This window comes from Paenirhodobacter sp. YD-8 (assembly GCF_056590935.1).
Genome location: NZ_CM152649.1, coordinates 3,191,815 through 3,211,263 on the forward strand (window position 1 = coordinate 3,191,815; position 19,449 = coordinate 3,211,263).

Sequence of the window (19,449 nt, forward strand, 5' to 3'; positions counted from 1 at the left end):
GGAACCCATGCCTCCCCGCCATGGCAGGCCCGCCCGGCGGGCGCACCCGTGCCCGGGCTACGCCCCTGCCCCGGCGCTGTCGAGCCGGCCGCGCCGATCAGACCGAAATCGTTGCCGTGACGGCACGGCGCCAGCGCGCATAGGCCGCCGCGCGCGGCGCCTCGGCCATCGCGGGCTCGAACCGGCGCTCGAGCGCCCAGTGCCGCCCGACCTCCTCGGGCCCCGGGCACAGCCCCGACTGCCAGCCCGCAAGCCAGGCCGCGCCAAGCGCCGTGGTCTCGGTCACCACCGGCCGGTCGACCGGGGCGCCGAGGATGTCGGCCAGGAACTGCATCGTCCAGTCCGAGCGCGCCATGCCGCCATCGACGCGCAACACGCCCAGATCGAGCGTACCGGCATCCGCCCGCATTGCCTCCCACAGGTCGCGGGTCTGATAGCCCACCGATTGCAGCGCGGCGCGGGCGATCTCGGCCCGGCCGGTGCCGCGGGTCAGGCCGAAGATCGCGCCCTGCGCCTCGGGCCGCCACCAGGGCGCGCCGAGGCCGGTGAAGGCGGGCACCATCAGCACCTGTTGCGCGGGATCCGCGGTCTCGGCCAGCGCCTGCGTCTCGGCTGCGCTGTCAATGAGCTTCAGCCCGTCGCGCAGCCATTGCACCACCGCCCCGGCGACGAAGATCGAGCCCTCGAGCGCGAAATGCGTGCGCCCGGCAAAGCGGCTCGCCACCGTGGTCAGCAGCCGGTGCCCCGAGGCAATGCGCGCCGCGCCGGTGGTCAGCAGCGCAAAGCAGCCGGTGCCATAGGTCGATTTCATCATCCCCGGCGCGAAACAGCCCTGCCCCATCGCCGCCGCCTGCTGATCGCCCGCCACGCCGCGGATCGGCAGCGCCCGGCCGAACAGCGCGGGATCGGTGGTGCCGAAGTCGGCCGCGCAATCGCGCACCTCGGGCAAGAGCGCCATCGGCACGCCGAACATCCGGCACAGATCCGCGTCCCACTCGCCGCGCTCGATGTCATAGAGCATCGTGCGCGCGGCATTGGTGGCGTCGGTCGCATGCACCCGCCCGCCGGTCAGCCGCCAGATCAGGAAGGCGTCGACGGTGCCGAAGGCCAGCGCCCCCGCCTCGGCCCGCGCCCGCGCGCCCGGCACTGCATCGAGCAACCAGCCGATCTTCGTGGCCGAGAAATAGGGGTCGAGCAGCAGCCCGGTCTTCGCCGTCACCTCGGCCTCGGCGCCCGCATCGCGCAGGGCAGTGCAGGCGGGGGCGGTGCGGCGGTCCTGCCAGACAAGCGCATTGGCGATCGGCGCGCCGCTGGCGCGGTCCCAGATCACCGTCGTCTCGCGCTGATTGGTGATGCCGATCGCAACCACCGCGTCGCTCATCGCGGCGCGCGCGCAAGACAGCGTCGTCGCCCAGATCTCCTCGGGGTCGTGCTCGACCTCGCCCGGGCGCGGGTAGATCTGCGCGAATTCGCGCTGCACCGTCGCCACCGGGGTCAGCCCGCCCGTGCCCGTCACCGCGAAACGGATCGCGCGTGACGAGGTGGTGCCCTGATCGAGGGCCAGAATCTCGCTCATCCTCTCCTCCCGGCCTCTCCTCAGGCCTCCGTTATCCCGGCTTCCGCACGGATCTGCGCCAGCATCCCCGCCACCGCCTGCACCTGCGCCGGGCTCAGCCGCAGGCCAAGCTTGCTGCGCCGCCACAGCACGTCCTCGGCCGTCACCGCCCATTCGCGGGTGACAAGCCAGCGCAGTTCGGCCTCGGTCAGGGTGGCGCCCAGATCGGCGCCCAGATCCCCGGCCGTGCGTGCCGCGCCCAGCCAGGCGCGCGCCTCGGTGCCATAGCTGCGCACCAGCCGCGCGGCCCAGGGCGCGCACAGGAACGGATAGTCGCGGATCAGATCGTCGGCGAGTGCAGGCCGGCCATCCACCGGGAAATCGCCGCCGGGCAGCGCCGCGCCGGCGGTCCATGGCCCCGTCGCCGCCGGGAAGAAGGGCGCAAGCTTCGCCAGCGCCGCCTCTGCCAGCCGCCGATAGGTGGTGATCTTGCCGCCGAAGATGTTCAGCAGCGGCGCCCCCTCGGCATCGAGGCGCAGCACATAGTCACGCGTCGCCGCGGTGGCCGAGCTGGCCCCGTCGTCATAAAGCGGCCGCACGCCGGAATAGGTCCAGACCACATCGGCGGGGGTCACGGGTTTGGCGAAATACTCCGACACGAAGGCGCACAGATAGGCGACCTCGTCCTCGCTGCACTGCGCCGCGCCCGGGGCGCCGCGGTGGTCCTGATCGGTGGTGCCGATCAGGGTGAAATTGTCCTCGTAGGGGATGGCGAAGCAGATCCGCCCGTCGCGCCCCTGGAAGAAATAGGCCCGGTCGTGATCGAAGAGCCGCCGCGTCACGATATGCGAGCCGCGCACCAGCCGCACCCCCTCGGTCGAGGGCACATGGATGGTGGTGCGGATCACCTCGCCGACCCAGGGGCCGGCGGCATTCACCAGCGCCCGCGCCCAGACGCTGCCCGCCGGGGTGACCACGCGCCACAGATCGCCCTCGCGATGCGCCTCGGTCACCCGGGTGCGGGTGCGGATCTCGGCGCCGCGCGCGGCCGCATCGCGCGCATTCAGCACGACAAGCCGCGCATCGTCGACCCAGCCGTCGGAATATTCATAGGCCTTGGCAAAGCCCGGCCGCAGCGGCGCGCCGGCCGGATCGCGGCGCAGGTCGAGCGCGCGGGTGCCGGGCAGCGAGCGCCGGCCGCCGAGGTGGTCATAGAGGAACAGCCCCGCCCGGATCATCGCCGCTGGCCGCTTACCCTTCAGCCAGGGCAGGAACAGCCCCACCAGCCGGCCGACCGGGGTGTCGGTCGGAAAGCGCATCGCCGGGTCGATCGGCAGCACGAAGCGCATCGGATGACTGATGTGCGGGCTCGCCGCGAGCAACACCTCGCGCTCGGCGAGCGCCTCGTGCACGAGGCGAATCTCGAGATATTCGAGATAGCGCAACCCGCCGTGAAACAGCTTGGTCGAGGCCGAAGACGTGGCCTGAGCAAGGTCTGCCTGCTCGAAAAGCAGCACCGAGAGGCCACGACCGGCCGCATCGCGGGCAATGCCGCAGCCGTTCACGCCACCGCCGATGATGCACAGATCGACGGGATTTTCCTGCGTTGCTAAGGACATGACACCTCCTGGGATGGTCAGAGTGGGCCCGAGGTCGTGGCAGATGTCAAAGCCTTTCGGCGAGATCCCGCTCATCGGCGCACAGGGGCCCCGCTGCGCGCTAGGCGGCTTTCTCACGTGATTGTATCAATGTTGTAATCAAATGAGGAATGGAGCAGTTCCCGATGATGATCCGCCGCAGCCTGCTGCTGACGTTGCCCCTGGTTATCGCCCTCGCCGCCTGCGGCGCAGATCCCCGCGCGTCTTCGAAGGGCATGTCCCCGGATCAACTGCCGCTCCAGCCCGGCGAAAGCACCGAAATGCGGGGCCTCATCAACAAATACGCCGATCACTACGAGGTGCCGCGCACGCTGGTGCACCGCATCGTGCAGCGCGAAAGCGGTTACAACCCGACGGCGCGCAACGGCTCCTACATGGGGCTGATGCAGATCGACCCGCGCACCGCCTCGACCATGGGCTTCTCGGGCTCGTCGCGCGAGCTGCTCGATGCCGAGACGAACCTGAAATACGCGGTGAAATACCTGCGCGGTGCGTGGCTCTGTGCCGATGGCAACGAGAACGAGGCCGTGGGCTGGTATGCGCGCGGCTACTATTACGAGGCGAAGCGCCGCGGCATCCTGAAAGATGCCGGCCTGCGCGGCTGACCCCTCTCGCATGACGACGCCCCTGCTCCGGGGCGGGATGGCCGCCCCCGGGCGGCCTCATTCGTTTTCGCGCAGCACCCGGGCCGGGCGGGCCACCAGCGGGCGCAACGCGAAGACCAGCCCCGCGAGCAGAACCGCGCCGATGCCACCCAGGGCGATCGCCACGGCCGGGCCGGGCGCAAAGCGATAGCTTGCCTCCATCACGAAATGCAGCACCGCCCAGCCGGCGAGCGCGCCGACCGCGACGGCGATGATCCCGGCCGCGGCGCCGGCGAACGCCGCGCGCAGCGCAAAGGAGCGCAGGATCATCCCGCGCGTGGCGCCCAGCGTCTTCAGAAGCGCCGCCTCGCGCGCCCGTGCCCCCTCGCCCGCCGCCGCCGCGCCGATCAGCACGGTGAAGCCGGTCGCCAGCGTGACCGAGGCCGCGAGCGCCACCGCCCGCGCGATGGTGCCAAGCGCCTCGCTCACCCGCGCAATGGCGTCGCGCACCCGGATCGCGGTGATGTTCGGGAAGGCGCGCGCCAGATCGCGCAGGATCGCCGCCTCGCTCGCCTCCGGGGCGTAGATCGTGGCGATGTCGGTGTGCGGCGCGCCCGCCAGCGCCGCGGGGTTCAGCGTCAGCACGAAGCCGATGCCGGCGGTCGAGAAATCGACATCGCGCAACGAGGTGATCGCCGCCTCGATGTCGCGGCCAAGGATGTTCACGGTGATCCGGTCGCCCAGTTTCAGGCCGAGTTCCGCCGCCTCCTTCGCGGCAAAGCTTGCCTGCGGCGGGCCGTCATAGCCCTCGGGCCACCAGGTGCCCGCCGTCAGCCGCTCGCGCGGGGTGGCGGCGAAGGTCACACCGCGGTCGCCGCGCAGCACCCAGTGATCGCCCGCCACCTCGCGCGCCGGACGGCCGTTGATCTGGGTGATGACGCCGCGCAGCATCGGCGCGGTGTCGACGCGGCTCACCTCGGGGAAGGCCCGCAGCCGGGCGAGCAGCGGATCCAGCTGGTCGGGCTGGATGTCGATGATGAAATAGGCCGGCGCCACCTGCGGCAGGTCGCGCGCGATGGCGCCGCGCAGCCCGGCGTCTATCTGGCCCACGGCCGAGAGCACCGACAGCCCGAGACCAAGCGACAGCACCACCGGCAGCACCTCGGAGCGCGGCCCGCCGATCGCGGCCAGCGCCGCATGCAGCGCGGGCCGGCCCTGTGCCAGCGGGATCGCCGCGCGGGCAAGCCCGCGCAGGCCAAGCGCCGCCAGAGCCAGCAGGCCAAGCGCGCCCGCGACGCCGGCAAAGGCCGCCAGCGTCAGCCCGACCTCGCCCGAAAGCGTGGCCCCCGCCCCGACCAGCGCCACCACCAGCGCGCCGATCAGCACCAGCGACCCCGCGGGCGGCAGACTGCGCCTGCGCCCGGTGCTGCGATACAGCGTCGCCGCGCGCAGCGCCGACATCCGGCCCAGCGGCCAGAGCGCGAAGATCGCGGCGGTCAGCGCGCCGTAAAGCGCCGCCTCGAAGAGCGGGCGGGCCGACAGCCCGACCTCGACCGGCACCGGCATTGCCCGCGCGATGGCCCCCGCGGCGGCGAGCACCGCCCCCGCCCCCAGGATCAGCCCGGCCGCGATCCCCGCCGCGCCCAGCACCGCAAGCTGGATCAGGAAGGCCGCGCGGATCGTGCCCGAGGTCGCGCCCAGCGCGCGCAGCGTGGCGATGGTCTCGGCCTTGCGCTCGATCCAGGCCGAGACGGTGGCCGAGATCCCGACGCCGCCCACCGCAAGCCCCGCAAGCCCCACAAGGACCAGGAAGGTCGCCAGCCGGTCGGTGAAGCGCTCGGCCCCCGGCGCGGCGCGGCGGCTGTCGCTCCAGCGCATCCCCGCCCCCTCGAACCGGGCCAGCGCCGCGGTCTTCAGTGTGGCAAGCGTCGCGCCCGCAGGCAGGGTGACGCGGTATTGGGTTTCGTAAAGCGAGCCCGGGGCGAGCAGCGGCCCGGCCTCGATCGCGGCAAGCGAGACGATGCTGCGCGGCCCGAAGGCGATGCCCGCGCCGGTGCTGTCAGGCTCGCGCAGGATCCGCGCCATCATCACGAAATCCTGTCCGCCCAGGGCGAAGCGGTCGCCCGGTTTCAGCCCGAGCCGGTCGGCCAGCACCGGGTCGAGGAAGGCGCCCGGCACGCCGCCCTGCCCGGCCAGCGCCGCAGGCGATAGCGGCGGGTCGAGCGCCAGCGTCCCGGTCAAGGGATAGGCGCCATCGACCGCCTTCACCTGGGTGAGCGCGAAGTCGTCGCCCGCGTTCAGCATCGAGCGGAAGGCGACCAGTTCCGACACCTGCGCGGCATGGGCGGCGATCCAGTCACGTTCCTCCGCCGTGGCGCGGCGATAGGTGAAGTCGTATTGCGCGTCACCGCCCAGCAGCACCGCGCCCTGATCGGCCAGCCCCGCCCGGATCGCGCCGCGCACCAGCCCCACCGCGGCAATCGCCGCGACGCCGAGCATCAGGCACAGCAGGAAGACCCGGAAGCCCCGAAGCCCGCCACGCAGCTCGCGCCGGGCGATGCGCCAGGCAAGGCTCATGCCCGCACCCGCCCGTCGGCGATCTGCACCACCCGGTCGCAGCGCGTCGCAAGCTCGGGCGCATGGGTGACAAGGACGAGCGTCGCCCCGTGCCGGTCGCGCAGACCGAAAAGCAGGTCCATGATCGCCGCGCCATTCGCCGCATCGAGGTTGCCGGTGGGCTCGTCCGCAAGCAGAATCGCCGGGCGCGGCGCCACGGCCCGGGCCAGCGCCACGCGCTGTTGCTCGCCGCCCGACATCTCGGACGGATAATGGCCGCGCCGATGCGCAAGACCCACGGCGGCAAGTTCGGCCTCGGCCCGCGCCCGGGCATCGCCCACTCCCGCGATCTCGAGCGGCAGCGCGACGTTTTCGAGCGCCGTCATCGTCGGCACCAGGTGGAAGGACTGGAACACGATCCCCATCGTGCCGCGGCGGAAACGGGCCAGCGCGTCCTCGTCCATCGCCGTCAGGTCCTGCCCCAGCGCCGTGACCCGGCCGCCGCTCGCCCGCTCCAACCCGCCCATCAGCATCAGCAGCGAGGACTTGCCCGACCCCGAGGGGCCGGTCAGCCCGACGCTCTCGCCCCGGTTGATGTTCAGCGAAATGCCGCGCAGGATCTCGACCGGGCCGGCATTGCCGTCAAGGGTGAGCCGGGCGTCGTCGAGCGAAAGGACCGTGTCCGTCATGAGAAACCATTTTTCCGTGCCTGTCTTCGGATATGGGCCCCGCGCGCGGCTGTGCAAGCTGGCGGCGGCGGCTTTCCTCGCCCTCGCCCTGCCTGCCGCGGCGGAAGTGCCCGAGGTTCTGGCCTTCGGCGACAGCCTGACCCAGGGCTACGGGCTGATGCCGGGCGAGGGTCTGGTGCCGCAGCTGCAGGGGTGGCTCGCCGCGCAGGGGACCGCGGTGCAGGTGGTGAACGCCGGCGTCTCGGGCGACACCACGGCCGGCGGGCGGGCGCGGATCGACTGGTCGCTGACCCCCGGCATTGATGCGGTGATCGTCGAGCTTGGCGGCAACGACCTGCTGCGCGGCCTGCCGCCCGCCGCGGCGCGCGCGAACCTCGATGCGATCCTGTCTGCCGTGACGGCGCGCGGGCTGCCGGTGCTCTTGGTGGGGCTGCCGGCGCCCGGCAATTACGGCCCCGCCTACAAGGCCGAGTTCGACGCGATCTGGCCGGCGCTTGCGGCGAAGTATCACGCGCTGCTGCTGCCCGACCTGCTCGCGCCGATTGCCGCGCTGCCGCCCGAGGAGCGCGCCGCGCGCGGGCTGATGCAGGGCGACAACATCCACCCCTCGGCCGCGGGGGTGAAGCTGGTGGTGGCGGAACTTGGCCCGAGGGTGCTCGAACTGCTGGCACAGGCGCAGCCCGCGCCCTGAGCTCAGACCGGGCGGCGGTCCATCCACCACAGCATGCCGGCGCCCAGCACGCCCAGCCCCGCGCCCAGCCCGGCCACAAGCCCATAGCCGCCAAGCGTGGTGCCGATCGCGAAGGTGGCGGCGCAGATGCCGTCGCCCGCAAGCTTTTGCAGCGCCATCAGCGAGGCACCGGCACCGGGGCGGTCGCTGAGCAGTTCCTGCAGATAGGCCATCGGCTGGGTCAGCACGATCGCGCCCCCCGCGGCGCCCGGCAGCATCAGCAACCAGACGAAGGGGGTGCCGGCCAGAAGCGGGATGCCGGCGAGGTGGACGGCGTAAAGCGCCATGCCCACCCAGATCAGGCTGCGCGCCTCGACCCGGCCCAGAATGCGCGGCAGCGCCAGCATGAAGGGCACCTCGAGCCCGGCCATGATCCCCGCGTAAAGCGCCGTCGCCCCGGCGCCCCGCCCCGGCACTGCCGCGAAGACAAGGCCGATGACGACGAGGTAAAGCGTCACCGCGCCATGGATCGTGCCAAGCGCCAGCACCCGCGCCAGCACCCGCCCGCCGGCGATCTCGCCCAGCGACTGGCGGAAGGTGAGCCCCGAGCGGGTGTCGCTCCAGCGCGTCGCGCCATCGCGCGGCCAGAACAGCGCGGTGAGGGCGAGGATCGCGACCGAGAGCATAAGGCACACGGGATAGACCGCGGTCAGCGGCGTGCCGGCGCGGAAGGCCACCGCCCAGACCGGCAGAACCACCACCCACGGCACCGCGAAAAGCGCGCGCAGCGTGCTTTGCACGGCGCGGCGGTCCTCCTCGGGGTGGGTGGTCGCGGCAAGACGGGCCAGCGCGAAAAGCTGGCCGAAGAACGAGCCCGACAGCGGCAGGAGCAGCGCATGGGCAAACGCGAAGCCCGGCGCGTTCGGCGCAAGGATCACCATCCCGGTGCCCAGCGTCAGGAACGCCCCGGTGACGAGCGCAATGCCGCGCCGGTTCGCGCGCTGATCGGCGAGGATGCCGAACACCACCGAGGACGAGACGGCGATCGCCGAGGCCACCACCAGCAGCACCGAAAAGGCACTGTCGCTCAGGTGAAAGACGGTGACCGCCAGCGCCGAGACATAGGGGGCCATGGTCGCCGCATGGGCGCCATAGAGCACCAGAAGCGCGGCGGCGAGCAGCAGCGCGGGGTCACGCAGGATCGGTCGGAACGGGGCAAGAAACGGCATTGTCACCTCGGGCAATGCCGCCTCATGCGCCGGGGCGCAGCGCGATGCAAGGGGGCGCCGGGGGCGCCCTGCGGCTCAGGGCAGCATCTTGCCGGGGTTCAGGATCCCCTTCGGATCAAGCGCCGCCTTGATCGCCGCCATCACACTCAGCGCCACCGGGTCCTTGTGCGCGGCAAGCGTGGCGCGCTTCGACAGCCCCACCCCGTGCTCGGCCGAGAAGCTGCCGCCAAGCGCCACCGCCTCGCCGGCGATCGCGGCGCGGATCGCGGCCAGATGGCTCGCCTCATCGCGGCCCGGATAGACCGTGTAATGGATGTTGCCGTCGCCCAGATGCGCCACGAGGAAGACCTCGGCCTCGGGGTCGAGCGTGGCGAGCCGCAGCTCCATCCGGGTCAGGAACTCCTGCAGCCGGTCGAGCGGCAGCGCCACGTCGGTGTCGACCATCACCGGCTGCACGAAGGTGATCTCGGCCGCGGATTCGCGCATCGTCCAGAGCCGGCGGCGCTGTGCCTCCGAGGTCGCGACCACCGCCTCGGTGAGCGAGCCGTCCTCGAGCGCCGCCTCGAGCAGGGTCTCCAGCCGCTCGACCGGGTCCTCGCCGGCGATGGTGGTCGCGATCTCGACCATCACGTTCACCGCACAGGGTTCGAACGGGCAGGCAAGCTCGGGTTTCAGCCGGCCAAGACGCTCCATGTAATGGGCGGGCATGAACTCGAAAGCCTCGACGGCGCCGCCGCTGCCGGCCTGCAGCCGGTGCAAGAGCGCGAGCGCCCCCTCGAGCGTGTCCATGCCCAGAAGCGCGGTCGCATGGGCAACCGGCGCCGGCGCCAGCTTCAGCACCGCCGCGGTGATGACGCCGAGCGTGCCCTCGGCGCCGATCATCAGATCGCGCAGGTCATAGCCGCTGTTGTCCTTGTGCAGCCCGGTCAGCAGGTTCATCACCCGTCCGTCGGCCAGAACCACCTCGATGCCCAGGCACAGCGCCCGCGCATTGCCATAGCGCAGCACGTTCGAGCCACCGGCATTGGTCGAGAGGAACCCGCCCACCATCGCCGAGCCCTTCGCCCCGAAGGTCAGCGGGAAGACAAGCCCGTGGCGCGCCGCCTCGTCGTGCAACGTTTCAAGGATCACCCCCGCCTCGGCGGTGATCGTGCGCGCGGCGGGGTTCACCTCGCGCAGCCGGTTCATCCGTGCGAGCGACAGCATCAGCGCCCCCTCGGCCGCGGCGCCGCCGTTCATCCCGGTGTTGCCGCCCACCGGCACCACCGGCGTGCCGGTCTCGCTTGCAAGCCGCAGCACCGCGGAAACTTCCTCGGTCGAGCCCGGGCGCAGCACCGCAAGCGGGGTCCAGTGATAGTGCCCGGTCCAGTCGTCGCGGTAGCCCGCGGTATCGTCGCCGGTCAGCACGTTGGCGGGGCCGATCAGGTCACGCAGGCGGTCGAGAAGGGTCATGCGGGTCTCCCGTGGATGCGGCGGCCGCCACCCCTGGGCGTTCGGGCGCTGTCCGCGCCAGTGCCCCCCGGAGGCGACCGTCATCGCGGCCGGCTCAGCGCCAGTCGAAAAAGCCTTTCGGCGCCTGCGCGAGCAGCCGGCGCGCCAGATCGGCACCAAGCGCGGCGCCTTCGGTCAGCGCGCCATGCGCCTCGCCCGAGATCGACTCTGAGCCATCCGGGCGCAGGATCTCGCCGCGCAGCCAGAGCCGGTCGTCAAGGATCTCGGCAAGCCCCGCAATCGGCGTCTCGCACGAGCCGTCGAGCGTGGCGAGGAAGCTGCGCTCGGCCGCCAGACGCACCCCCGTGGGCCGGTCGTGGATCGCGGCGAGCAGATCGGCGCAGCGCGTATCGGCCGTGCGCCGCTCGATCCCGATGGCGCCCTGCGCGACGGCGGGCAGCATCTCGTCGGGGCCGATGGCAGAGCGCGCGACCTCGGCCTTGCCCAGCCGGTTCAGCCCGGCCATGGCAAGGAAGGTGGCATCCGCCACACCGTCCTCGAGCTTCTTCAGCCGGGTCTGCACATTGCCACGGAACTCGACCAGCTTCAGATCGGGCCGGCGGTTTGCCAGCTGCGCCCGCCGGCGCAGGCTCGACGAGCCGACGACCGCGCCCTCGGGCAGGTCGGCGAGGCTTGCGTAGCGCATCGAGACGAAGGCGTCACGGGTGTCCTCGCGCGGCAGGAAGCAGTCGAGCAGCAGCCCCTCGGGCTGGGCCGTCGGCATGTCCTTCATCGAATGCACCGCGATGTCGATCGCACCCGAGACGAGCGCCTCCTCGATCTCCTTGGTGAACAGGCCCTTGCCGCCAAGCGCCTTCAGCGGCTGGTCGGCCGCGATCAGCGCGGCATTGTCGCCGGTGGTGCGGATCACCACGATCTCGAAGGCCTCCGGCGGCAGGTCATGCGCCGCACTAAGCCGCGCGCGGGTCTCATGAGCCTGCGCGAGCGCGAGCGGCGAGCCGCGGGTGCCGATCTTCAGCGGGTCCGTTGCGGAGGGCATCTGTTTCATGGCCCACGGCATAGCCGCGACCGATTGCCCGCGCAAGCGGGGCGAACGCGCGCAATGCTTGACAATCGGCCGCAGCCCGCGATGAAGAGGGACAAAGGAGATCCCGATGAGCGACAAGACGATCCTGCGCGCGCTGCGTGGCGAGGTGCTGCCCACCCCTCCGGTCTGGATGATGCGGCAGGCGGGCCGCTACCTGCCCGAATATCGCGCGACCCGGGCGCAGGCGGGGGATTTCCTCTCGCTGTGCTACAATTCCGAGCTTGCGGCCGAGGTCACGCTGCAGCCGATCCGCCGCTATGGCTTCGACGCGGCGATCCTGTTCGCCGACATCCTGCTCTTGCCGCAGGCGCTTGGCGTCGATCTGTGGTTCGAGACCGGCGAAGGCCCGCGGATGTCGACCACCACGACGCCGGCCGAGTTGGCCGCGCTGAAGGGCTGCGACGACATCCACGACACGCTCGCCCCGATCTACGAGACGGTGCGGATCCTGCGCCGCGAACTGCCGTCGGAGACCACGCTGATCGGTTTTGCCGGCGCGCCCTGGACCGTCGCGACCTACATGATCGCCGGCCGCGGCACCCGCGACCAAGGCCCGGCGCATGCGCTGAAGGCCACCGATCGCGCCACCTTCGCCGGCATCATCGACCGGCTGACCGAGGCGACGGTCGAGTATCTGGCGAAGCAGGTCGAGGCCGGGGCCGAGGTCGTCAAGCTCTTCGACAGCTGGGCGGGCAGCCTGAAGGGCCAGGATTTCGAGGATTTCGCCGTCGCCCCCACGGCGCGGATCATCGCCGAACTGAAAGCGCGCTTCCCAGGCCTGCCGGTCATCGCCTTCCCGCGCGAGGCGGGCGAGGGCTATGTCGGCTTTGCGAAGAAGACCGGCGCCGATTGTGTCGCGATCGACAATTCGGTCTCGGCCGACTGGGCGGCGGCAAACGTGCAGAAGGACGGCTGCGTGCAGGGCAACCTTGATCCCCGTCACATGGTGACCGGCGGCGCGGCACTGGTCGAGGCGACGCGCGAGGTGGTGCGCGCCTTCTCGAAGGGGCCGCATATCTTCAACCTCGGCCATGGCATCACCCCCGACGCCGATCCCGAGAATGTCGCGCTGATGGTCGAGACGATCCGCAAGGGATAGGGTCCGCGACCGCCGGGGCCGGCGAAGATGCGTATTCATGCGAAGAAAAAAGGGGCCGCGAGGCCCCTTTTTGTCATTCGCGGATCATTTGCCGCGGAAGGTCTTCGGCCCGGGCTTGCCACCCGGCTTGCCGGCAAACTTGCCCGCGGGCTTTCCCGCGTATTTTTCGGCGGGCTTGCCGCCCTTGGCGTATTTCGCCTTCGGGGCAGCATCCTTCGCGGCGGCGCCATGGCCGCCCTCGCGTGCCCAAGGGGCGGCCTTGCGGGCCTTCGGCGCGCCGCCCTCGCCTTCGGGGCGGTCGAACTTGCGCGCCGGGCGCGGGCCATCGGTGCCCTCGGCCCGCTCGAACTTGCGGGGCGGGCGCGGCGCGCCCTCGCCCTCGACGCGGTCATATTTGCGTGCGGGCTTCGGGGCACCCTCGCCCCAGCCCTGGCCCTTGCGGTGCGGCTTGCGCGGGCCGCGGTCGTCGTCGCTCTTCGACCAGCGCGAGGGGCGCGGCGCCGGGCGGTCGAGCCCTTCGGGGGCATCGGCCAGCGGCGTGACGGTGCACTTGTCTTCCATCACCATCGAGGGAGCGAGCGAGCCCTCGAACCGGTCCGCGGCCTCGGCGTGGATCTGAACGAAGGTGTGGTCCTGCATCACCCGGATCATGCCGATGTCGCGCCGGGTCAGATCGCCCGCGCGGCACAGCATCGGCAACAGCCATTTCGGGTCGACCCACTGGTCATGCCCCATGGTCAGCCGGAACCAGCGCGAATTGCCGAATTCCTCGCGCGCGCGCGGCTTCGGCCCGTCGAGCGTGACCGGCACCAGATCCTCGGGCGCCGAGCGCGCGGCGCGGAAGTTGCGCAGCACGGCAGCGGCCAGCGCGCGCGGCTCGAACGCCTCAAGCAGGCGCTCGATGCCGTCGAGCTCATCGGCGGTCGGCGCCTCGGTCAGCACTGCCTGCTGCAGCATGCGTTCCTCGTCGCGGGCGAAGATCTCTTCGGGGCCCGGCGCGCTTTCCCAGGTGGCGCTCACGCCCGCCTCGCGCAGCAGCCGCTCGCCCTTCGAACGCAGGTTCAGCGGCACCACCAGCGCCGAGATCCCCTTCGCGCCGGCGCGGCCGGTGCGGCCCGAACGGTGCAGCAGCGCCTCCTTGTTCTGCGGCAGGTCGGCGTGGACGACAAGTTCCAGCCCCGGCAGGTCGATGCCGCGCGCCGCGACGTCGGTCGCGATGCAGACCCGGGCCCGACCGTCGCGCAGCATCTGCAGCGCGCGCGAGCGTTCGTCCTGCGTCAGCTCGCCCGAGAGCGCCACCACCGAGAAGCCGCGGTTGAGCAGCTTGCCGGTCAGGTGCGTGACCGCGGCGCGGGTCGAGCAGAACACGATCGCGCGTTCAGGTTCATGGAAGCGCAGCAGGTTGACGATGGCGTTCTCGCGGTCAGTCTTGTCGACGACGAGGGCACGATAGTCGATGTCGGCATGCTGGCTGCGCGCGGCGATGGTCGAGATCCGCTCGGCGTCGCGCTGGAAGGTGGCGGCAAGGCGGGCGATCTCGGGCGGCACGGTGGCCGAGAACATCAGCGTGCGGCGGGTCTCGGGCGCGGTCTCGAGGATGAACTCGAGATCCTCGCGGAAGCCGAGGTCGAGCATCTCGTCGGCCTCGTCGAGGGTGACGACCTTCAGTTCGCTCAGATCGAGCGCGCCGCGACGGATGTGATCGCAGATCCGGCCCGGGGTGCCGACGACGATATGCGCGCCGCGTTCGAGCGCGCGACGCTCGGCCCGCGCATCCATGCCGCCGACGGCGCCGGCGATCACCGCCCCCGCCCGGGCGTAGAGCCAGCTCAGTTCGCGGCTGACCTGCTGCGCAAGCTCGCGCGTCGGCGCCACGACCAGGGCCCGCGGCAGATCGGCATAGGGCGGGATGCCCTCGTCGCCGACCAGCTCGGAGGCCATGGCAAGGCCGAAGGCCACGGTCTTGCCCGAGCCCGTCTGCGCCGAGACCAGAAGATCGCGCCCGGACAGGCCCGGATCGGAAACCGCCTCCTGCACGGGGGTGAGGGCGGCATAGCCCTTCTCGGCCAACGCCTCTTGCAGCGTGGCGGGAAGGTGATCGAACTGGGTCATGTCAGGGGCTTTCGCAACGGCGGAAAGCGCGGGTTCTAGCGGCTTTCGCCCAGGAAGGAAAGCCCTTTCATCCCGCCCGCTGGCTACGGCGGCAATGCGCCGCGCGACGCAAGGGGCAGCGGCGCGCCCCGTCTGCCCGCCTCAGACCCATTTCGCCAGCGGCGGCAGGCTCATCAGCACCGCATCGGCATTGTGCCCGGTCTCGAGCCCGAATTTCGTGCCGCGGTCGTAGACGAGGTTGTATTCCGCATAAAGCCCGCGGTGGATCAGCTGCGCGTCACGGTCGGCCTCGGAGGCGGGAGTGCCGAGGCGGCGCTCGGTCACCGGCAGGAAGGCGGGCAGGAAGGCCGCGCCCACGTCCCGGGTGAAGGCGAAATCCGCGTCCCAGTCGCCGCTGTTCAGATCGTCATAGAAGATGCCGCCGACGCCGCGCGCCCGGTGCCGGTGCGGGATGAAGAAATACTCGTCCGCCCAGGCCTTGAAGCGCGGGTAATAGGCCGGGTCATGCGCATCGCAGGCGGCCTGCAGCGCGGCATGGAAATGCGCCGTGTCCTCGGCATATTCGATGCAGGGATTGAGGTCGGCGCCGCCGCCGAACCACCACGCGCCGGGGGTCCAGAACATCCGGGTGTTCATGTGCACGGCCGGCGTGTGCGGGTTGCGCATGTGGGCGACAAGCGAGATCCCCGAGGCCCAGAACCGCGGGTCGGCCTCCATCCCCGGCACGCCGCGCGCCGCCATCGCCTTTTGCGCCCGCGGCGCGAGCCGGCCCCAGACCGTCGAGATATTGACGCCGACCTTCTCGAAGACGCGCCCGCCGCGCATCACCGACATCTTGCCGCCGCCCTGATCCTCGCCATCGGCGCCGGTGCGGGTGGTGGGCGTGACCTCGAAACGGCCCGCGGGCAGGTCGCCCGGCCCCTCGAACCCGTCCTCGAGCGCCTCGAAGGCCGCGACGATGCGGTCGCGCAGGGTCGAGAACCAGGCACTGGCGGCGGCCTTGCGGGGCTCGAATGTGTCGGTCATGGCGATCTCCCTTTTTGCGCCGTCCTAGCAGGCAAGGCGCGAGGGGGGAATTGCGTTTTCCGCCCGGCCGGAGAAGAATGCGGCATCAGCCGGAGACCCGCCATGCGCAAGACCGCCGCCCTTCTCGCCCTGCTCGTCCTTGCCGCCTGCGGCACGCCGCAGGAGCAGTGCATCAACCGCGCCACGCGCGAGACCCGCAACCTGCAGTCGCTGCTGGCCGAGACCGAGGCGAACCTCGCCCGCGGCTATGCCTGGGAGGAATACGAGGTGCCGACGACGCGGTGGGAAGTGTGCGGCTATGACACCTACACCAAGCCGAACGGCCAGGTGATCCAGAAGCCGCGGATGTGTCTCGAGGATGACACGATCACCCGCCGCCGGCAGGTGGTGATCGACCCGGCCTCGGAAACCCGCAAGCGCGACAACCTGCGCGCCAAGATCCGCGCCCTTGCGCCGCAGATGAATGCCGAGATCGCGGCCTGCCGGGCCGCCTATCCGGAAGAGCCGAAGTAAACGCGCCGGGGCGTGTCGATCAGTAGACCGGCACGCGCACCGTGTCGGCGATGCCGCGGCCGCCGTCGACGGTGACGATCTGGCCGGTGACGAAGCCCGCCCCCGACGAGGCAAGGTATTGCACCGTCTCGGCAAGCTCGGTCGGCGGCGCGATGCGGCCAAGCGGCGTGCCCGCGGTGATCGCCTCGCGCCAGTCGGCATTCTCGCGCAGCGCCGCGTGCAGCGAGGCGCTCATCATCGAGGCGAAGGCGACGCCGTTCACCCGGATCCGGTGCGGCGCGAGCGCGAGCGCAAGCCCGCGCGTCGCCTGATCCTGCGCCGCGCAGGCGATGGAATAGGCCAGAAGCTCGGGCTGGGTGCGCTGTGCGGCAAGGGTCGAGACGTTGACGATGCAGCCGACCTCGCCGGTCCGGCGCCCGTCCTTCTCGGCCAGCGCGATCATCCGCTTCGCCGTCAGCTGCGACAGCCGCAGCCCGGCCTTCATGTTGTGGCGCAGCATCGATTCCAGCACATCGGCATCGGGTTCGAGCGGATCGCAGGGGGTGAAGCTGCGCGCGGCGTTGACCAGGATGTCGATGCGTTCGAAGGCGTCGATGGTGGCCGACAGCAGGTTGGCGATGGTCAGCTTCTCGCACAGATCGCCCGAGAAGACGCGCGCCGGGCCCTCGGCCTTGGCGCTTTCGCCGAACTCGGCCATCAGCTTCGCCTCGTCGATGTCGGCGCACATCACCTGCGCGCCGCGATCCAGGAAGTGACGCGCGATGGCAAGGCCGATGCCGTTGGCGGCGCCGGTGATGATCGCGGTCTTTCCGGTGATGGCCAGAGACATGGCGGCTCCCTTCGGAGTGGTTTCCGCCCCTGTTAGCGCATTTCAGCGCCGGGGGCGAGAGACACGGCGACGCTGTGACGCGACGGCGGGGGCAGGACGGGCGGCGCCCTGCACGATCGGCCGCTCGGCACGGATCAGACGGAAGGCGCCGTCCGGGCCGCCGGGCGGCACGATCTCGGTCACCTCGTGGAAGGCGGCACGCAGCGCCTCCTCGTAGGGCAGATGGCGGTTCGCCACCATCCACAGCGTGCCCGACAGCGACAGCATCGAGGCGGCGGCGCGGATGAAGGCCTGCCCGAGCGCCGGGTCGGCGGCGCGCGTGCTGTGGAAGGGCGGGTTCATCACCGCCGCGGTATAGCGCGCCTCGGGCTTGAAGACGGTGGCGTCGGCCCAGACGAAATGCGCCCGCGGATCGGGGATGTTGAGCCGCGCGCAGTCAAGCGCGGCATGTTCCGCCTCGATCAGATCGAGGCTCTCGACGCCCTTGCGCGCCAGAACCTGCGCCGCAAGCCAGCCCCAGCCGGCACCGATATCGGCCATGCGGGCGGGCAGCGTGTCGGGCAGCGCCGCCGCCAGCAGCGCCGAGCCGCGGTCGATGCCATCGGCCGAGAACACGCCGGGCTGGGTGACGAAGCCCGGCGCCACCTCGCTGCGGTGCCCCTTCCAGTCGTCGAGCGCGCCATGCGCCGCCTCGAGCCGGAAGATCTTGCCATGCGCCTTGGCGATCGGCTCGCCCACCGGCAGCCGCGCGCGCAGATCGCGCAGCATGGAATCGATGCCGTCGGTCTTCAGCCCGTCGACCCAGATCGGGCCGCCCGGCACCACCACCTCGCAGGCGAGCGCCAGGATCGCCCGCGCCTCGGCCTTGGCGCGCGGCAGGAACACCACTGCGGCGGCATAGGGCCCCTCGGGGGCGGGATCGGCCGCGATGCCGCGGGCGCGCAGCGCCTCCCAGTCCGGGCGGAAGCCCTGCACGGCATGCAGCCGCTCGCTGGGCAGATCGCTCAGATCGGTGGCGGAGGTCGGGCGGAACAGCGCGATGCGCCCCGCGGCGGGCAGGGCATCGGGCGCGTCAAGCGCAAGGGAGAGGCGGGGGTGGCTCATGGCTGGCAGAGGCGCGCGCGCCTCACTCCTTTTCCATCGTGCATTGCAGCGGGTGCTGATGGCGGCGGGCGAAATCCATCACCTGCGCGACCTTGGTCTCGGCCACCTCGAAGCTGAACACGCCGACCACGGCGAGCCCCTTCTTGTGCACGGTCAGCATGATCTCGAAAGCTTGCGCGTGGCTCAGGCCGAAGAAGCGTTCGAGGATATGGACGACGAACTCCATCGGGGTGTAATCGTCGTTCAGGAGCAGCACCTTGTACATCGGCGGGCGCTGCGTCTTGGGTTTCGTCTTGAGGGCAACGCCGGCCTCGCCTTCGGCATCGTCCTTGCGGTCGGCCATCATCTCAAGCGGGTGGAACATTGCGCCTCGGTCTTCGGGAATCGCTCACGGTATCGGGGGAATATAGGCAGATCATGGCACAAGGAAAGACTTTGCGGGCGAGGAATCTGCCCGCCGCGGGTCGCTCGGCGCGGAGGATCGGATGAAACTGACGACGATCGGCTTCGACGCCGATGACACGCTGTGGCACAACGAGCGCTTCTTCCGCCTGACCCAGGCCCGTTTCACCGAGCTTCTGGCCGATCACGCCGACAGCGCCCGGCTGGGCGAGCGGCTGCTCGCGGCCGAGCGGCGCAACGTCGGGATCTATGGCTTCGGGGTGAAGGGCTTCACCCTCTCGATGATCGAGACCGCGGTCGAGGTCAGCGGCGGCGCGGTACCGGGCGCGGTGATCGCCGAGATCCTGGCCGCCGGGCGCGAGATGCTCGCCCATCCGATCGAGCTTCTGCCCGAGGCGCGCGCGGCGGTCGAGGCGCTCGCCGGCCGCTATCGCCTCGTCCTCGTGACCAAGGGCGACCTGATCGACCAGGAGCGGAAACTTGCCCAGTCGGGGCTGGGCGATCTGTTCGACGCGGTCGAGATCGTGTCGGACAAGCGCAAGGCCACCTATACCGAGGTCTTCGCCCGCCACGGCACCGGGGCGGGGGCCGCGATGATGATCGGCAACTCGTTGAAATCCGACGTTCTTCCGATGATCGAGGCCGGCGGCTGGGGGGTGCATGTGCCGCATGAGATGACCTGGGCGCTCGAGGAGGCCGAGGCGCCGCACGGACACCCGCGCTTTGCCGCCCTGCCCTCGCTGTCGGGGCTGCACGAACTGCTCGAGCGGATCGGGTGAGCGCCCGGAAAATGCCCATCAACGCCTTGAATTTGTGCGGTTTCACGGCTGCGACACCATGCCGCCGGGGCGTTGCCGCCGCCGCCCTCACCACCCCTCGCCGCC

At 71.1% G+C, this 19,449-nt stretch carries 17 protein-coding genes; 5 read left to right on the forward strand and 12 right to left on the reverse strand.

Going from position 1 to position 19,449, the window contains the following annotated elements:
- Nucleotides 1-97 precede the first annotated feature (97 nt).
- Together glpK and glpD are read right to left on the reverse strand one after the other, a co-directional pair.
- Nucleotides 98-1,576, reverse strand: a complete 1,479-nt coding sequence (glpK, locus tag AC0QTQ_RS15470; protein ID WP_480257305.1) for a glycerol kinase GlpK — start codon at nt 1,574-1,576, stop codon at nt 98-100.
- A gap of 20 nt (nt 1,577-1,596) precedes the next feature.
- Nucleotides 1,597-3,174 carry a glycerol-3-phosphate dehydrogenase gene (glpD, locus tag AC0QTQ_RS15475; RefSeq protein ID WP_480257306.1) on the reverse strand — a complete coding sequence of 526 codons (1,578 nt, stop codon included), beginning with the start codon at nt 3,172-3,174 and terminating at the stop codon, nt 1,597-1,599.
- A gap of 299 nt (nt 3,175-3,473) precedes the next feature.
- Between glpD and AC0QTQ_RS15480 the strand changes: the two genes are divergently transcribed.
- Nucleotides 3,474-3,818, forward strand: a complete 345-nt coding sequence (locus AC0QTQ_RS15480) for a lytic transglycosylase domain-containing protein (protein WP_342769162.1) — start codon at nt 3,474-3,476, stop codon at nt 3,816-3,818.
- Between the two features lie 57 nt (nt 3,819-3,875).
- Here AC0QTQ_RS15480 and AC0QTQ_RS15485 read toward each other — a convergent pair whose 3' ends face one another.
- Entirely contained in the window at nt 3,876-6,374 is a 2,499-nt protein-coding gene (locus AC0QTQ_RS15485; protein WP_480257307.1) for an ABC transporter permease, read from the reverse strand.
- Entirely contained in the window at nt 6,371-7,042 is a 672-nt protein-coding gene (locus tag AC0QTQ_RS15490) for an ABC transporter ATP-binding protein (protein ID WP_480257308.1), read from the reverse strand. The genes AC0QTQ_RS15485 and AC0QTQ_RS15490 overlap by 4 nt, the downstream gene beginning before the upstream one ends.
- On the opposite strand from AC0QTQ_RS15490, the gene AC0QTQ_RS15495 reads away from it, so the two are divergent.
- Nucleotides 7,041-7,733 carry an arylesterase gene (locus AC0QTQ_RS15495; RefSeq protein WP_480257309.1) on the forward strand — a complete coding sequence of 231 codons (693 nt, stop codon included), beginning with the start codon at nt 7,041-7,043 and terminating at the stop codon, nt 7,731-7,733. The two genes, AC0QTQ_RS15490 and AC0QTQ_RS15495, sit on opposite strands and share 2 nt — an antisense overlap.
- Before the next feature lie 2 nt (nt 7,734-7,735).
- Here the strand turns inward: AC0QTQ_RS15495 and AC0QTQ_RS15500 are convergent, their stop codons facing one another.
- From AC0QTQ_RS15500 to hemC, 3 genes are all read right to left on the reverse strand, one after another.
- Nucleotides 7,736-8,941, reverse strand: a complete 1,206-nt coding sequence (locus AC0QTQ_RS15500) for an MFS transporter (protein WP_480257310.1) — start codon at nt 8,939-8,941, stop codon at nt 7,736-7,738.
- A 75-nt stretch (nt 8,942-9,016) separates the two neighbouring features.
- The gene (locus AC0QTQ_RS15505) at nt 9,017-10,393 is read right to left on the reverse strand and encodes an FAD-binding oxidoreductase (RefSeq protein ID WP_480257311.1); all 1,377 of its coding nucleotides are present in this window, start codon (nt 10,391-10,393) and stop codon (nt 9,017-9,019) included.
- Nucleotides 10,394-10,487: 94 nt separating this feature from the next.
- Nucleotides 10,488-11,432: a hydroxymethylbilane synthase gene (hemC, locus tag AC0QTQ_RS15510; protein WP_480257312.1), complete on the reverse strand. Its 945-nt coding sequence runs from the start codon at nt 11,430-11,432 to the stop codon at nt 10,488-10,490.
- Between the two features lie 115 nt (nt 11,433-11,547).
- Between hemC and hemE the strand changes: the two genes are divergently transcribed.
- Entirely contained in the window at nt 11,548-12,579 is a 1,032-nt protein-coding gene (hemE, locus tag AC0QTQ_RS15515) for a uroporphyrinogen decarboxylase (protein WP_480257313.1), read from the forward strand.
- 84 nt (nt 12,580-12,663) lie between these two features.
- On the opposite strand, the gene AC0QTQ_RS15520 is transcribed toward hemE, so the two are convergent.
- Nucleotides 12,664-14,691: a DEAD/DEAH box helicase gene (locus AC0QTQ_RS15520; RefSeq protein WP_480257314.1), complete on the reverse strand. Its 2,028-nt coding sequence runs from the start codon at nt 14,689-14,691 to the stop codon at nt 12,664-12,666.
- 141 nt (nt 14,692-14,832) lie between these two features.
- Entirely contained in the window at nt 14,833-15,717 is an 885-nt protein-coding gene (gene hemF, locus AC0QTQ_RS15525; protein ID WP_480257315.1) for an oxygen-dependent coproporphyrinogen oxidase, read from the reverse strand.
- A 102-nt stretch (nt 15,718-15,819) separates the two neighbouring features.
- Here hemF and AC0QTQ_RS15530 point away from each other — a divergent pair, with 102 nt between their 5' ends.
- On the forward strand, nt 15,820-16,230 hold the full coding sequence (locus tag AC0QTQ_RS15530; protein WP_480257316.1) for a hypothetical protein: 411 nt from the start codon (nt 15,820-15,822) through the stop codon (nt 16,228-16,230).
- Nucleotides 16,231-16,249: 19 nt separating this feature from the next.
- On the opposite strand, the gene AC0QTQ_RS15535 is transcribed toward AC0QTQ_RS15530, so the two are convergent.
- Genes AC0QTQ_RS15535 through clpS form a run of 3 tightly spaced genes read right to left on the reverse strand, consistent with a single transcriptional unit; the run spans nt 16,250 to nt 18,527 of the window.
- A complete protein-coding gene (locus AC0QTQ_RS15535) occupies nt 16,250-17,059 on the reverse strand; it encodes an SDR family NAD(P)-dependent oxidoreductase (protein WP_480257317.1) in 810 nt (269 codons plus the stop codon).
- A 42-nt stretch (nt 17,060-17,101) separates the two neighbouring features.
- On the reverse strand, nt 17,102-18,163 hold the full coding sequence (locus tag AC0QTQ_RS15540; RefSeq protein WP_480257318.1) for a class I SAM-dependent methyltransferase: 1,062 nt from the start codon (nt 18,161-18,163) through the stop codon (nt 17,102-17,104).
- 22 nt (nt 18,164-18,185) lie between these two features.
- A complete protein-coding gene (clpS, locus tag AC0QTQ_RS15545; protein ID WP_113899604.1) occupies nt 18,186-18,527 on the reverse strand; it encodes an ATP-dependent Clp protease adapter ClpS in 342 nt (113 codons plus the stop codon).
- A 121-nt stretch (nt 18,528-18,648) separates the two neighbouring features.
- Here clpS and AC0QTQ_RS15550 point away from each other — a divergent pair, with 121 nt between their 5' ends.
- Nucleotides 18,649-19,344, forward strand: coding sequence for an HAD family hydrolase (locus AC0QTQ_RS15550; protein WP_121533771.1), 696 nt, complete (start codon nt 18,649-18,651; stop codon nt 19,342-19,344).
- Nucleotides 19,345-19,449: the final 105 nt, after the last annotated feature.